Here is a 15,611-nt window from a genome sequence, read left to right as displayed (position 1 = left end):
GCTGTCAATATTATTCTGAAATTCCCAAAATGGGGGGATCAGTCCGAAAAATTGGGGTGAAGTTAAAAAAGTAGTTTTTTTGCAATGAATCAATATTGAATGCATTGCAAGAGTCTTACCTAGCCCTAGTCCGTTTCCTGTTACCCGAAGGAATTTTAGAATATTTCGAGCTTTCCAAAATCGCTGAAGCAATTCCGGGTTTACACATCTATCTGGAAGAGAAGAACCTTCCACTTACCGAATACAAAGACCAGAAATTAGAATCGAAAGGCTATTTACCTGAGATATACATTCAGGATTTTCCAATTCGTAACCAGAGCGTTACACTCTGCATCAAGCGCCGTCGGTGGGAAGTCAAGGAGACAGGCGAAATTATCAGCAGGGACTGGAATGTGGTGCAACAGGGAACTCGGATGACCAAAGAGTTCGCCGATTTTTTAAAACCGGGCCGCCGGGCGGGGTTGTATTGATAATAACCCTGTCAGTTGCTCCCAACTAGGTAAATACTTCCATCTGGATGGGAATCGGACCGCCGACGCGGCAGCTCCAACAACAATATAAAGATCACATCAGTGACTACAAGGACTGGAATCAGCGTGAGCACGCAGATGATTGGCTTTTATATCCTGAAAATACCGGCCCTTACCTAAGCATTGATGAGACGTCCCTTTCTAATGGCGAACTGTATACGATAGTAACTAATAAGGCCGCAAAAGGCAGGAAAGGCTCTTTGCTAGCAATGGTAAAGGGTACCCAAGCTGCATCAGTGATAGAGATTTTGCGGAAAATCCCTAAACGCCTCCGTGAAAAAAGTCGGAGAAGTGACGCTAGACATGGCAGCCAGCATGTGCGGCTGCGGAAAGATTGTGAGCCGCTGCTTCCTAAAGGCATCAAAAGTCATCGACCGTTTTCATGTTCGGAAATTAGTGTATGATGCCGTCCAGGAAGTAAGGATCAAATACAGATCGGCGGCGTCGGATCATGAAAATCAGGCCATTGAAGCTGCCAAGCAGACTAGTTTAACCTATCAACCTGAAATTCTAGCTAAGGCGACACGCTCAGACAGTTGTTGGTCAGAAGCCGGTATCTGTTGTTCAAGTACTACGACAAATGGACTGCTTCGCAAGTCCAACGTTCGAGGCTACTCTTTGAATGCTATCCGGTAATCGAGCAGGCCTACAAGCTGGCAATAGGATTAGGGGTGATTTTAAGGACTTGTAAATCAAAGGAACAAGCCTTCAAAAGGCTGGCGCTATGGTATAATGTTGTCGAAGATTGCGGGCTTGACTCCTTCAAAACTGTCGCAAGATCCATGCAGACGCATTATCTGGACATTCTTAACTTTTTCAACAATCGTAGTACAAATGCATCGGCCCAGTCCTTCAATGCCAAGATCAAGATATCACTGTCATCACCCAGAGGTGTTCGGGATATCCCATTCTTCTTGTTCAGGCTTACGAAACTCTATCCTTAATTCCCACCAAGAATTCTGCTTGATCCGATATGAGAGAATTGAAAGTAAAGTCCGCTCTACTTGAGTAGGTAGATGGATATATTAAAATACCACAAGGCTAAATTAGGTATAAGAAAAACAGAATCGATTATTCTAATGCCTCAATAAGTAACAGGCTTATATCGAATATTTCTATTTATTAGACTATAAACAGCATTGACAATTCCTGCTGTATCAATTCCACATTCTTCATATAATTCATGAGGTTCTCCGTGTTCAATGATAGAATCGGGAATACCAAGTCTCTTGATAGCACTGGTGTATCCATTATCTGCCATAAATTCGATTATAGCACTGCCAAAGCCACCTTGCAGGCAGCCATCTTCAAGGGTAATTACTTGATTGAACCTACCGAAAATTTCATGTAGTAACGATTCATCCAAAGGCTTCGCAAATCGCATATCATACAGAGCAACGGAGATGCCCTCCTTTTCTAATTGATGACAGGCCCGTTCGGCAAAATTACCTGTTGGTCCTAATGATAAAATAGCAAGATCTGAACCTTCTAGAATTTTTCGCCCTTTACCAATCATAATTTCCTCAAAAGCAGTCCTCCAATTTGGCATAACGCCTGAACCTCTTGGATATCGAATTGTGATGGCGTGTTTCCCAGATTGAAACGATTCTAACTGAGCTGTGAACATCATATTGCGTAACTCCTGCTCGTTCATGGGAGATGCTACAACCATATTAGGAATGCATCGCATAAAGGCGATATCGTATACTCCATGGTGTGTAGGACCATCTGCACCTACTAAGCCAGCCCTATCCAGGCAAAAAATAACGGGCAACTCCTGAATACAGACATCATGGATTACCTGATCGTAGGCTCGCTGCATAAAGGTCGAATAGATGTTACAAAATACAACCTCACCACGGGTTGCCATTCCAGCTGAAAAAGTTACAGCGTGCTGTTCCGCAATGCCAACATCAAATGATCTTTCAGGGATCGCCTCCATCATGATATTAAGAGAAGATCCCGATGGCATAGCAGGAGTTATACCAACAATTTTCGAGTTTTGTTTAGCTAATTCGACAATAGTGTGACCAAACACATCCTGATATTTGGGTGCCTGAGGAGTGGTGTAGCTTTTCTTCTGTATTTCTCCGGTAATTTTGTCAAAAACTCCCGGCGCGTGCCATATTGTTTGGTCTTTTTCGGCAGGCCCGTAGCCTTTTCCTTTAACGGTCAGGCAGTGCAACAATTTTGGCCCCGGGATACTTTTAAGATCACTTAAAACTTCCGTTAAATGGCTTATATCATTGCCGTCTATCGGACCAAAATATCTTAAACCAAGTGATTCAAATAGGTTACTTTGACGAAGGATTGCCGTTTTCATCACGGTTTCCACCTTGGAAACAATTTCCTGAGCACTTTTTCCGAAATTGCTCATCTTACCTAGGAGGTTCCAAACCTCGTCCCGGAATTTATTATAAGTCTGGGATGTCGTAATATCAGTCAAATATTCTTTAAGTGCGCCAACGTTGGGATCTATGGCCATACAATTATCATTCAAGATAATCAGTAGGTTAGAATCGGTAGCACCTGCGTGATTCATGCCTTCAAAAGCCAATCCCGCAGTCATTGCACCATCGCCGATGACCGCGATATGTTGTCTTTCAAAGTTCTTTTCCAGGGCAGAAGCTACGGCCATGCCAAGCGCAGAAGAAATCGAAGTGGATGAGTGGCCTACTCCAAAAGCATCATAAATACTTTCTTTTCGCTTGGGAAAGCCCGACAATCCACCATATGTACGGTTAGTATGGAAATTATCCCGTCGGCCTGTGAGAATTTTATGGCCATACGCCTGATGACCTACGTCCCAAACCAACTGGTCGTCAGGTGTATTGAAAACGTAGTGCAGCGCAACGCTCAATTCCACGACACCAAGACTTGCCCCAAAGTGTCCTCCGTAGACGGAAACGTTGTCAATTATAAACTGTCGAAGCTCATTACAAACCTGTGGTAGTTGAGAGCTATCCAGTTTGCGTAAGTCCTCTGGAGAATCAATCTTAGCGAGTAGTTTTCCGGGAGTTATAAGCATACGGCAGGATATTAAATCAGATCATTAGCAATTGCTTGCTTTTAAAATATAACAAAATTAAGCAAATACGGACTAAATCTGATTTTTATTTTCGCTGACTGGCCTTGAAGAGCTTTTGCTTTTCCTCTCTTGTCAGACTTTCATATCCTGATTTTGAAATTTTGTCAAGGATGGAATCAATTTCCATTTGATCTGGCATTTCAATCGTGCCTGATGACGAGGAAGAAGAGTAAACACTTGTACTGCGATAAACCTGCCTCTCACGATAAGTAACTTGCATGGACGGCCGTTTTCGGAATAACCTGGACCAGACAGCCAGTACCGCATATATGGGTTTGCCAAGATCCGTTCCGTTTTGAAGCGATTTTATGAAAATATAGCCAATGAATGCTCCTCCCAGATGAGCAAGATTTCCCCCGGCATTGGGACCGACTGTCTGGGCAAGGGAAAGAATAATATAAAATAACGCTATAAACTTAATTCTGATCGGACCAAGAAAAATAAGGTTGAAGGTATAATTGGGAAGTAAAGTGGACGCGCCAACTGCAACGGAAAATGCAGCCGCAGATGCGCCTAACATCCTGGAACCTTCGATATGGGCTTGAAAATAGGGTAATATATTATAGAGCACTATATAGATCAGTCCTCCCACAATCCCTCCCAGCAAGTACAATGCGATTACGCGCTTGGCCCCAAGGTATTCATCTACAAGCTTGCCAAACCAATAGAGGAATAGCATGTTAAACAGAATATGAAAAATATCGTCGTGCGTGAAAAAATAGGTAATCAGTGTCCATGGTTTGTATAAAAACTCGTTTGTCGCTGCGGGCAACTGAAGGGTATTGAGTACCGTGAGATAGGTATTGGAAGATTGGGAAAGTGTGAGGACAATCTTCAAAAGCAGCAATGTCAGAAATACTGCAGTGTTTATCAGGATTATTTTTACAAGTGCATTCTCTGACTTAGCGAATTCCCTTTTTACGTCGTCAAAAATATTGCTCATCTTTTTAGTAGAAATTTGTTTTTTGCGTACCCCAGTAACGCAACAATATATATGCAAATAGCATTCCTCCTATGTGCGCGAAGTGCGCAACGTTATCTGACTGAGCATTTTGGATTCCTGAGTACAGTTCATACAAACCATAAAAAGCCACAAAATATTTGGCCTTTATCGGGAATGGAACAAAAAGAAGGAAAAGCTCAGTATTTGGAAACAATAACCCAAACGCCATAAGAATACCGAAAATTGCTCCGGATGCTCCTACCATTGGGGTATTTATCAAGCGTTCGTAATAACTGTTAACAAAATTAACACTATCCTGAATATAGCTGGAATTGGTTGGATTTTCCTCAAATTTATTCAAAAAATCAAGATTGGATTCGTAAATCCCTCTTGCATGTTTACTCATAAAATCGACGAGCCCATCGGGTGTAGGGTTTTGTGTAAATATCTCAACAGCCTGACGCACCTGACTGTTCTCAAAATAATCAATCCCTGAGAAGAGTAACCCTGCTCCTATACCAGTAAAAAAATAAAAGAATAAAAACCTTTTGGGACCCCACATCCTTTCCAATAGCGGCCCAAACATGAATAGACCAAACATGTTGCTGAACAAATGTCCGAGGCCTCCGTGCAAAAACATGTATGTCACAAACTGAAAAACATGAAATCCGGGCGAAAGGGTCGACACAAGCGCAAAATCTTTACTCAGATTAAAAAGACTGGAATCGACGAGGTAAAAGAGTATATTCAGAATAAGTAAGTTCCTGACGGTGGGGGTGATGGACAACATATTGTTTTAAATCAAATTTTAAATTCTCTAACTGCAAGTATTAGATTTTTGTTTCTTAACCCTTGAATATGCTTGCTAGTTTTTCCATGGTCAATAGTACAATTATGGCCTCTCCGCCAGGTGTCCGGTTGGGGTCGCTTGATGCGAAGAGCTGATCAATTAAAGTATGTATTTCCACATAAGAGAGCTTCACAGCATATCTTACTGAAAAACGCCTGGCCAACGAACGTGAAAGACTTTCAGGCTTGTTCAATTTTAAGTCTGAATAGCTTTGTTTCAGCTGCTCAACCAATTCTTCGAAAAGGTCTTGTTCGCTCTCCTCAGGTAAGTCGGCAGGTATCCCGCGGATAATTAACTCATTGGTTCCAAATTCGTCAAATTCAAATCCAAGACTGTGGATCTCCTTTTTTGTCTCGTGAACCAGTTGCATGTCGGAGTGGGTCAGCCGGATTCTCTTGGGAAAAAGTAACTGCTGGCACGCGCCGCTCCTGTTAATAAGCATCTTACGATATCGTTCATATAGAATTCTTTCATAGGCCGCTTTCTGATCAATCAACATAATTCCTTCCTTGACCTGCGACAGAATGTACCTGTTGTGAAGCTGAAAAAGAACCGCATTGCTTTCAGGTGCGGCAATCACTTCGGAGGCCATCCTGTTTATTTTACTGGCAACCGTTTTGGCTTGCTCCTGATAAGCGGGCCTTGAAACCGTCGTTGCACCAACCTCGAATGCCGCGAGCTCACGGCTACGATCTTCGGAATTTTGCAGTCCTTCGAACAACTTGCTCCAATTGGTAAGATTAGATCTGGAAGGCCCGTTCTCACCTTTCTTGGATTGAGCGGCCCAGTCGGGCATAACTGTTCTAGGAATTAGGTTATTATCGACGGGTGGGGGATTCAGGAAGTTTATATTATCATCAAAATCAATGGATTGTGATAAATTATAAACGCCAACTGCTTTTTTTACAGCAGCCATCACAATGGCATAAACGGACTTTTCGTCGTCAAACTTAATCTCCGTTTTCGTCGGATGGATGTTGATATCTATATGCGACGGGTCGATCTCAATGAAGAGCACATAAAAAGGATGACTGCCTTCCGGAATAGTGCCATCGAAAGCACTGATTACTGCGTGATGCAGGTAGCTGTGCTTAATATACCTGTCATTCACAAAGAAGAATTGCTCACCTCTGGTCTTTCTGGCGAATTCCGGTTTGCCTATGTATCCTTTTACATTAATATAAGAGGTATCTTCTTGGCAAAAAGCCAATTGTTCCCTGTAGCTTTTACCATATATGTCGATAATCCTCCGAACAAGCTTGCCTGTCTGAAGATTGAACACCTCTGTATCGTTATGATGAAGCGTGAAACTAATTTCAGGGTGCGACAATGCAACCCGCTGAAATTCGTCCAAAACATGGCGCATTTCCACGGAATTGGATTTTAGAAAATTACGTCTGGCAGGGACATTGAAAAAAAGGTTCTTCACCGAGAAATTGGTACCTTTTAGGGTGGCGATTGCTTCCTGGGTTTTTATTTCGGACCCATCGATCCGAATCAAGCTGCCGAGTTCGTCTGATTCCTGCCTTGTCCTCAATTCGACCTGCGCCACGGCAGCAATGGATGCCAGCGCCTCTCCGCGAAATCCCATGGTTCTGATCCGGAATAGATCTTCGGAGTGCCGGATCTTTGAAGTTGCATGTCGCTCAAAACACATTCTGGCATCGGTTTCGGACATACCAGAGCCGTTATCAATGATTTGGATCAGGGTTCGACCCGCCTCTCTTAGGATCACTTGGATATGCGTTGCTTTCGCATCGATCGCATTTTCCAATAGCTCTTTGACAACTGACGCAGGGCGCTGCACTACCTCACCTGCGGCAATTTGGTTGGCTATGGAATCAGGTAATAAATGGATGATGTCGGAAGACGGCATAAGGGGTGGCTATTAATTTTACTATAACAAATAAACAAAATTTTTTTTGACAGGACCGGGTAATTTAGATATCGCCTCTTGCCAGGCAACACGATTTTTATTTTATGATTCTGAAATAATTATATTAATTATTGAAATTTTCAATAATGTCTGAACGATTCTGTCTGGAATTTTTGTTGTCTAGAAATAATTTGTATAACTTGTAAGACTAAACTCAGAAATTGTTAACCTATCTCGTTATGAAAGCGCCAATTTTCAAAAGATTTAATTTCAACATGGCCCTGCAGTGGCTCATATTTCTTCCGGTTATTTTGCCTTTGTGCATTATTTTCGGGGCAGTGCAGGGAGTGGTTAAGATGGTAGAGAAAATGGCGCAAAGAATGTGGATAGACATGGAATTGTAAAATTGCATAAGCTATAAAAGCAAAAGAGCCGGGAATTTTCCCGGCTCTTTTGCTTTTATCAATGTTGTTTAAAATTTCCATCTTACGAAAGCTTCCATGGCTTCGTATTCTGCGAGACCAAGGGAATCGTAAAGCATAGCTGTTCCCCTGTTCCGCTCTTCTGCCCTCTGCCAAAACTCCCTGGAATCTTCGCCCTGGAAAACGACGCCGTCCTTTTGGGATTGATGTTTGAAAATTCCCTGACGTTTTTTTAAAACCTGGTCCGGACTCATGGGAACTGCCATTTCAATTTCATAGATGTCCCACTCTGCCCAAGCACCCCGGTAGAGCCACACCCAGCAATCTTTCATGAAATTTTTGTGCCTAGATCGTTGCAATGCGGCTTCAATGGCATCCCAGCATACCTTGTGCGTTCCGTGCGGATCAGCAAAGTCGCCGGCAGCATATATTTGATGTGGTTTTATTTCTTCAATAAGGTTCTCAATGATCTTAATATCTTCTTCTCCAATTGGCTTTTTCTGTACAGTACCGGTTTCATAAAAAGGCATATCCAGGAAATGTGCCTGGCTGGTGGGGACACCGACGAACCGGCAAGTTGCCTTCGCCTCGCCTCTTCTCAGTAATCCCTTTACCTTACGAATCTCCGGCGTATCGATTTCGCTATCCTTGGTATGTTTCAGAAATTCTTTTGCGTCAGCAAACAATTTGGTAGCATCCGGGCTATCGATGCCGAAGCCCCTGTTAAAGTCAACGACAAAATCAATGAAACGCAAGGCCTCATCATCCGCTACGGCAATGTTGCCAGAAGTCTGGTAAGCTACATGTACTTCATGACCCTGATCAACCAGCCGCTGAAATGTCCCACCCATAGAGATAATGTCATCATCAGGATGCGGGCTGAAAATCAAGACGCGTTTTTTGGAAGGCTGTGCCCGTTCAGGACGATGGGTATCATCTGCATTAGGCTTTCCTCCAGGCCAACCCGTAATGGTATGCTGTAGTTGGTTAAAGACATTGATATTAATCTCATAAGCTGCTCCATATTGGGCCAGCAAATCGCTCATACCATTGTCATTATAGTCTTTATCCGTAAGCTTCAGAATTGGTTTTTTAAGCGTTAATGACAAATGCGTGACAGCCTTCTTAATCATTTTATTGTCCCATACTACTGAATCGACTGCCCAGGGCGTTTTGATCCGCGTTAATTCGGAAGCGGCACTTTCGTCCACAACAAACGTCACATCCGGATGCGCCTGCAGGTATGAAGCAGGATTGAGCTCGGTAACAGGTCCTTCCACAGCACCGTGGATCACGGATGCTTTTCTTTCCCCCCAAGCAAGAAGAACCACTCTGCGCGCATTTAATATCGGCGCCACCCCAAGTGTAATAGCCTTTCTTGGAACATTGTGAAGTCCGCCAAATTCCATTCCGGCAGCTGCACGTGTTGAATGGTCCAGGGTAATCAGCCTCGTACGGGAGTTTATCAGGGAACCAGGTTCATTGAAACCAATGTGCCCGTTACCACCGATACCCAATAATTGAAAATCCAGGCCGCCGACGGCATTGATTTTGTTTTCATAAGAAGTACAGTAATCACGCAGCAATGCGGGCGGTACAGTACCGTCAGGGATAAAATAGTTTTCTTTTGATATATCGACGTGATCGAACAGCTGCTCTTTCATGAAGCGGTGATAGCTGTAAATCGAGTCCGGCTCCATTTGATAATATTCATCCAGATTGAATGAAATAACATTTTTAAAGCTTAACCCTTCTTCTTTATGCATGCGGACCAGAATTGCATAAACGGTCTTCGGCGAAGAACCGGTCGCAAGGCCTAACACGCATGGCTTACCTTCTTTTTGTTTTTGACGGATTAAATCCGCAATTTCCTTGGCAACAGCATTGGAAGCCTCTTTCGAATCGGCAAAGATTTGTGTAGGTATTTTCTCGTAGGTGATTGGCTGACCTTTAGTACCTGCAGTACCTTTTCCATTGCTGGATGCTTGCATCAAAATTGTTTGAGAACTCACCGTTTGTTGGCTCATAAGCTGCTTGAATTATTTAAGGTTCAAGAATCGACAGAATTGGAGAAATAACAGATTTTATACGAAGTGTACGACCACGCACGCTAATCGGGCACAAAAATACAAGGCAAAACGAATATTATTAAAATAATTTAAAAAATAAGTGTTTTATAAAATACGGCTTTTAAAGAAATTACGACTATTGTAATAGGTTACTAAGCGCCGAGGATCCGACTTTTAACATAAAGTAAGTGTTATTATTTTATTGAAAGAGAATTGCTCGTATTTTTGCGCCTTATTCTACGAAACTTCACATCATTTTTCTGATACCACCCATGTCTACACTCACCAGCGTTGAACGTGACACAACTATTTTTGATCTGATCAACAGAGAAAAGTATCGCCAGGAGTCTGGAATCGAGCTGATTGCTTCTGAAAACTTTACTTCCCGGCAGGTAATGGAAGCGTCTGGCAGTGTGCTGACCAATAAATATGCTGAGGGGCTTCCCGGCAAAAGGTATTACGGCGGTTGCGAGATTGTCGACGAAATCGAGCAGATCGCTATTGACCGTTTGAAAGAACTTTTCGGTGCAACCTGGGCTAATGTTCAGCCTCATTCGGGAGCACAAGCCAATACGGCTGTTTTTCTGGCGTGCCTGAACCCGGGAGACAAAATCATGGGTTTTAACCTGGCCCATGGAGGACACTTAACGCACGGCTCACCGGTAAATATCTCCGGAAAATATTTCAAACCTGTTTTCTACGGCGTTGAGGCCGAAACCGGCCTGATCGATTGGGATAAGGTGGAAGAAACCGCTTTGCGGGAGCGTCCAAAGTTATTGATCTGCGGTGCTTCGGCTTACAGCCGTGATTGGGACTATGAGCGTTTGCGTTCAATAGCCGATCAGGTAGGGGCATTGTTAATGGCTGATATTTCTCACCCAGCCGGCCTGATTGCCAAAGGCCTTTTGAAAGATCCGTTTGATCACTGCCACATTGTTACCACCACTACCCACAAAACATTGCGAGGACCTCGAGGTGGGGTGATTATGATGCGCAACGATTTTGAAAACCCTTTTGGGATAAAAACACCCAAAGGCCAGCTTCGTACCATGTCATCGCTTCTTGACTCGGGCGTTTTCCCGGGAACACAGGGTGGACCGCTGGAACATATCATTGCAGCGAAGGCAGTTGCATTTGGGGAAGCGCTAAGTGAGGGGTATTACAATTACGCGACTCAGGTAGCAAAAAATGCGCAGGCGATGGCAAAAGCATTTGTGGAGAAAGGATACCGCATTATCTCTGGTGGAACAGACAACCACTTAATGCTGATCGACTTGCGCACCAAGAATGGACAAGAATCAGGATTAACCGGAAAACTTGCCGAAAATACATTGATCAAGGCGGATATTACCATTAATAAAAATATGGTCCCTTTTGATGATAAATCGCCGATGATTACTTCGGGTATCCGTGTCGGAACGGCTGCGATGACCACCCGGGGACTTGTCGAGTCAGATATGGAACGTATTGTGGATTTGATTGATACTGTTTTAGTGAACCATGACCAGGATGCCAAAATAGCTGCGGTGAAGGAAGAGGTTAATAGCTGGATGAAGCAATATCCACTATATATATAGTATTCAATTTTCAAAAAAGTGCGCGGCAGAGATCTGCTGCGCACTTTCTGTTTTTTATAGATATGAAGGTTGCAGCAAAGAATTGTAACCTAACTTGTTTTGACTTAGCAAAGTTTTCATAACTTTGCACTCCAAATTCGAATTATTTGATATGAGCAAGAAAAATACGGACCAATCCGGGCTTGAAATTATTGAAACTCCGGAAGCATTAGCGGGCCAGATCAATAAAGCAGAGGTTTTTTTCCTGAAAAACCGTAAGGTAGTGTTAGGTGTTGGAGGGGCGATCTTGGTTGCAATTGTTGCTTTTGCCGGGTACCGTTTTTATATAGACAGCCAGGAAGGAGCTGCCCAGAATGCACTTGCAAGTGTCGTTTACGATTTTGAGGCGGATTCATTGCAGAAAGCATTGAATGGTAGTGGGGGAAATGAAGGCCTTTTATCTATCGCGGACAGCTATAAAGGTACTGATGCCAGCAACCTCGCAAATTTCTATGCAGGTGTTGCTTTGCTGAAACAAGGAAAATACGACGAGGCAATCAGTCACCTTCAGTCATTCAGCTCTTCTGATCTTTTGGTTCATGCCCGTGCGCAATCTTTGATCGGGGATGCTTATCTGGAAAAAAACCAACCAGCGGAGGCAATTTCTTTCTATCAGAAAGCTGCTGACTACGAGAAAAATGAATATTTTACACCTGTATATTTAATGAAACTGGCTATCGCTCAGGAAAAGGCCAACCAGCCTGCTGACGCGATTGCTTCCTATAAACGTGTTATTGACGAGTTCCCTCTTTCTTCGGAAGTGGTGAACGCAAAGAAGTACATGGGTCTATTGGAAGGACAGGTCGGCAAATAATGGTTAACCATTTCTGTTTCCTAAAAGGATAAAGCCGACAAAGGTTTTATCCTTTTTTTATTGACTAATTTTTAACTAAGAACCCATAAAACAAACTGCGATGTCTAGTGCAGATAAAAATTTAAGTGTATTCAAAACCGACGGGCTGCCTGACATCAGCTCGAAGAAGTTTGCCATATTGGTTGCCGAGTGGAACTCGGAAGTGACAGAAAAACTGTTTGAAGGTGCATATAACACTTTAGTTCAGTATGGCGCCAAGGTTGAAAATATTGAAAGAGGAAATGTCCCCGGAAGCTTTGAGCTGACAACCGGCTCACTATGGTTTGCGCAGCGACGAGACATTGATGCCGTTATTGCTCTCGGCGTAGTAATCCAAGGCGAGACGAAGCATAATGATTATATCAACCACGCGGTAGCGCAGGGTTTAACAAATGTTAGTCTGAAGACCGAAAAGCCGGTGATTTTTGGCGTATTAACCCCAAATACCATGGAGCAGGCCCTGGAACGGGCCGGGGGAGTTCACGGAAATAAAGGAGACGAAGCAGCCATGACCGCGATTAAAATGTTGGGCCTTTATTCTGAAATAGCGCAGGGTTATCTGTAATCAAAAATATTTATTTAAAATTCATCGCACCGGCGACCCGGTCATTCAAAATTAAACTATGCAAGTCTGGAAATTTGGCGGCACTTCAGTAGGAAAACCTGAACGCATGCACTCGATCCGCGAACTCCTTAATAATGATCCCAACCGTAAAATCGTGGTGTTGTCGGCGCTATCTGGCTCAACCAATGCATTGATTGCCATTGGAGAAGCAGCCAAGGCATTTGACGATGCCAAAGCGGCATCTCAAATCGAAGATCTTAAGACACATTACGGATTGTTTATCAAAGACCTGTATTCGACTTCCGAGGGGCTTGCAAAGGGCCAGGAGATCGTTGATACTGAATTTGGGTATATCAAATCATTGGTGGGGATCAAGCCTTTTACCATTAAGCAGGAAAAGGAACTTGTTGCTGAAGGGGAGGTTTTGAGTACCAAAATGTTCCAGGCCTATCTTGAAGAAAAAGGCGAAAACTCAGTTTTACTTTCTGCATTGGATTTTATGCGTATCGATGCAGACGGAGAGCCAGAGCTTGGGGCGATTGAAGAAAAACTGGTGACAATCCTGAACCAATACACAGACAAGCAAACCATCATTACACAAGGTTTCATTTGCCGTAACCCCCGAGAAGAGGTCGACAACCTCAAACGCGGGGGATCGGACTATACGGCGTCGTTGATCGGCGGCGCGATCCGGGCGGATGAAATCCAGATATGGACGGACATTGACGGCATGCATAACAATGATCCCCGAATCGTAAAACGCACTTTCCCGATCAGGGAACTCACGTTTGAAGAGGCAGCTGAACTTGCCTATTTTGGTGCGAAAATTTTACACCCTAGTACAATTACTCCGGCGAAGTTGCGCGGCGTACCTGTTCGCCTAAAAAACACCATGCAGCCCGAAGCCCCGGGGACCCTGATCGCCAATCAGACATCTGACCGGGAGATCAAAGCGATTGCAGCAAAAGACAATATTACGGCTATATACATCCATTCGACCCGTATGCTGAATGCTTACGGGTTTCTCCGCAGGGTTTTTGAGGTTTTTGAGAAATACAAAACACCGGTGGATATGATCACGACGTCGGAAGTGTCGGTGTCCGTCACGATTGATAACTCTGAAAACCTGGATAAGATCAGTGCTGAATTGAGGGAATTCGCTGATCTGGAAGAACATGACAGGGATCAGAATATCATTTGCATTGTGGGAAATTTCAGCGCGGACAAGGAAGGGATTGCATTGAAAGTGCTGGAAGCCTTAAAACACATTCCTATACGAATGATCTCGTATGGCGCTTCGGAACACAACCTGTCTTTGCTGATCCATTCCAAATACAAAGCAGAAGCCCTGAATGTTTTGAATGAGCGCCTTTTCTATTATGAGGATGCCATGAAGGACATTTTTACAGCCCCCTGAAAATATTTCAAAACGAATAGCTATAAAGCTAGTAGCCCCATGTTACAAACGAATTTCATCCGCGAAAACCGCGACCTGACTATTGCAGGACTCATAAAAAAGCATTTTAAAGACGCCGGGCAAGCTGTGGACAGTATCATTGCGCTGGACCGGAAACGTCGAGAAATCCAATTGGAGCTGGACGACACTTTGGCTGCGTCCAATAATAAGGCAAAAGAAATTGGTGCACTGATGAAGGCCGGGCAAAAGGAAGAAGCCGAGGCAGCAAAAGCAGATACGGCTGTATTGAAAGAGCGTTCGAAAGCCCTTGACGAGCAGCATAAGCAGATTGAAGCAACCCTGCTTGATGAACTGGTGAAACTTCCCAACCTTCCTCACGAGAGCGTGCCGGAAGGAAGGACTGCGGAAGATAATGTGTCAGTTTTGGAAGCGGGCATTAAGCCGGTTTTGCCGGCAGGAGCATTGCCGCATTGGGAGTTGATCAAAAAGCTGGGACAACACCAGGCGCCTATCATTGATTTTGAATTGGGCAACAAAATCACCGGGGCAGGTTTCCCGGTTTATAAAGGCAAAGCCGCCCGGCTACAAAGGGCTATGATCTCTTTCTTCCTCGATGAGGCAGGAAAGGCGGGTTATACAGAGGTGCAACCTCCTATCGTAGTGAATGCGGACTCAGGTTTTGCGACAGGGCAGCTGCCCGACAAGGAGGGCCAGATGTACCACGACGCTGCGGACGATTTGTACCTGATCCCTACCGCCGAGGTTCCGGTTACCAACTTGTACCGTGATGTAATTGTCGCTGAAATCGATTTGCCTGTTAAGAATGTTGCTTATACGCCTTGCTTTCGTCGCGAAGCCGGAAGTTGGGGAGCACATGTCCGGGGGTTGAACCGTTTGCACCAGTTTGATAAGGTGGAAATCGTTCAGATCAACAAACCCGAGGATTCATACAAAGCATTGGACGAAATGGTAAACCATGTTAAAAGCTTATTGGAAAAACTGGAGTTGCCTTATCGTATCCTTCGTCTTTGTGGTGGTGATATGGGTTTCACGTCCGCATTGACCTATGATTTCGAAGTGTGGTCTGCCGGCCAGGAGCGGTGGCTGGAATGCAGCTCGGTTTCCAATTTTGAAACGTATCAGGCTAACCGGCTTAAATTGAGATATAAAACCGCAGAAAAGAAAACGCAGTTGCTGCATACCCTGAACGGCTCCGCGTTGGCCTTACCGCGGATCGTGGCAGCTTTGCTAGAAAATAATCAGCAGGCCGATGGTACGGTTAAGGTACCTGCGGTTTTGGTCCCTTATTGCGGATTTGATGTTATTCAATAAGTTTTTGAAAATAATAAGTGAAAGGCTCTCGGGAAACCCTGAGGGCCTAT

At 44.0% G+C, this 15,611-nt stretch carries 14 protein-coding genes; 9 read left to right on the top strand and 5 right to left on the bottom strand.

Annotated features, from left to right (window positions below):
• Positions 1 to 104: 104 nt before the first annotated feature.
• The 3 genes from AC1XUF_RS31860 (at position 105) to AC1XUF_RS31850 (ending at position 1,474) form a co-directional block, all read left to right on the top strand.
• Complete coding sequence (locus tag AC1XUF_RS31860; RefSeq protein WP_483345931.1) at positions 105 to 470, top strand: ISAon1 family transposase N-terminal region protein; 366 nt, start codon at positions 105 to 107, stop codon at positions 468 to 470.
• Between the two features lie 363 nt (positions 471 to 833).
• Positions 834 to 1,166, top strand: a complete 333-nt coding sequence (locus tag AC1XUF_RS31855) for a transposase (RefSeq protein ID WP_483345932.1) — start codon at positions 834 to 836, stop codon at positions 1,164 to 1,166.
• Positions 1,091 to 1,474 (top strand): transposase, encoded by a 384-nt coding sequence (locus tag AC1XUF_RS31850; RefSeq protein WP_483345930.1) that lies wholly within the window; start codon positions 1,091 to 1,093, stop codon positions 1,472 to 1,474. The genes AC1XUF_RS31855 and AC1XUF_RS31850 overlap by 76 nt, the downstream gene beginning before the upstream one ends.
• A gap of 140 nt (positions 1,475 to 1,614) precedes the next feature.
• Here AC1XUF_RS31850 and dxs read toward each other — a convergent pair whose 3' ends face one another.
• The 4 genes from dxs to mutL all read right to left on the bottom strand — a co-directional run bounded on the left by dxs (position 1,615) and on the right by mutL (position 7,287).
• A complete protein-coding gene (gene dxs / locus AC1XUF_RS31845; protein ID WP_483345929.1) occupies positions 1,615 to 3,558 on the bottom strand; it encodes a 1-deoxy-D-xylulose-5-phosphate synthase in 1,944 nt (647 codons plus the stop codon).
• An 85-nt stretch (positions 3,559 to 3,643) separates the two neighbouring features.
• Entirely contained in the window at positions 3,644 to 4,561 is a 918-nt protein-coding gene (locus tag AC1XUF_RS31840) for a rhomboid family intramembrane serine protease (RefSeq protein WP_483345928.1), read from the bottom strand.
• A 4-nt stretch (positions 4,562 to 4,565) separates the two neighbouring features.
• The gene (locus tag AC1XUF_RS31835; protein ID WP_483345927.1) at positions 4,566 to 5,351 is read right to left on the bottom strand and encodes a rhomboid family intramembrane serine protease; all 786 of its coding nucleotides are present in this window, start codon (positions 5,349 to 5,351) and stop codon (positions 4,566 to 4,568) included.
• Between the two features lie 55 nt (positions 5,352 to 5,406).
• The gene (mutL, locus tag AC1XUF_RS31830; protein ID WP_483345926.1) at positions 5,407 to 7,287 is read right to left on the bottom strand and encodes a DNA mismatch repair endonuclease MutL; all 1,881 of its coding nucleotides are present in this window, start codon (positions 7,285 to 7,287) and stop codon (positions 5,407 to 5,409) included.
• 239 nt (positions 7,288 to 7,526) lie between these two features.
• Between mutL and AC1XUF_RS31825 the strand changes: the two genes are divergently transcribed.
• Positions 7,527 to 7,691, top strand: a complete 165-nt coding sequence (locus tag AC1XUF_RS31825; RefSeq protein ID WP_483345925.1) for a hypothetical protein — start codon at positions 7,527 to 7,529, stop codon at positions 7,689 to 7,691.
• A gap of 68 nt (positions 7,692 to 7,759) precedes the next feature.
• Here the strand turns inward: AC1XUF_RS31825 and nagB are convergent, their stop codons facing one another.
• Positions 7,760 to 9,700 (bottom strand): glucosamine-6-phosphate deaminase, encoded by a 1,941-nt coding sequence (gene nagB, locus AC1XUF_RS31820; RefSeq protein ID WP_483345924.1) that lies wholly within the window; start codon positions 9,698 to 9,700, stop codon positions 7,760 to 7,762.
• Positions 9,701 to 10,050: 350 nt separating this feature from the next.
• Between nagB and glyA the strand changes: the two genes are divergently transcribed.
• From glyA to serS, 5 genes are all read left to right on the top strand, one after another.
• Complete coding sequence (gene glyA / locus AC1XUF_RS31815; protein WP_483345922.1) at positions 10,051 to 11,355, top strand: serine hydroxymethyltransferase; 1,305 nt, start codon at positions 10,051 to 10,053, stop codon at positions 11,353 to 11,355.
• Between the two features lie 151 nt (positions 11,356 to 11,506).
• Positions 11,507 to 12,208 (top strand): tetratricopeptide repeat protein, encoded by a 702-nt coding sequence (locus tag AC1XUF_RS31810; protein WP_483345921.1) that lies wholly within the window; start codon positions 11,507 to 11,509, stop codon positions 12,206 to 12,208.
• A 100-nt stretch (positions 12,209 to 12,308) separates the two neighbouring features.
• Complete coding sequence (gene ribH / locus AC1XUF_RS31805; RefSeq protein WP_483345920.1) at positions 12,309 to 12,812, top strand: 6,7-dimethyl-8-ribityllumazine synthase; 504 nt, start codon at positions 12,309 to 12,311, stop codon at positions 12,810 to 12,812.
• A 58-nt stretch (positions 12,813 to 12,870) separates the two neighbouring features.
• Entirely contained in the window at positions 12,871 to 14,229 is a 1,359-nt protein-coding gene (locus AC1XUF_RS31800; protein ID WP_483345919.1) for an aspartate kinase, read from the top strand.
• A gap of 39 nt (positions 14,230 to 14,268) precedes the next feature.
• Positions 14,269 to 15,561: a serine--tRNA ligase gene (gene serS / locus AC1XUF_RS31795; protein WP_483345918.1), complete on the top strand. Its 1,293-nt coding sequence runs from the start codon at positions 14,269 to 14,271 to the stop codon at positions 15,559 to 15,561.
• Positions 15,562 to 15,611 lie beyond the last annotated feature (50 nt).

The sequence above is a fragment of the Dyadobacter sp. HNCC25DJ185 genome, from assembly GCF_056895195.1.
The sequence above is the reverse complement of the archived record's forward strand: the minus strand, read 5'-3'. Positions and strand labels throughout refer to the sequence as shown.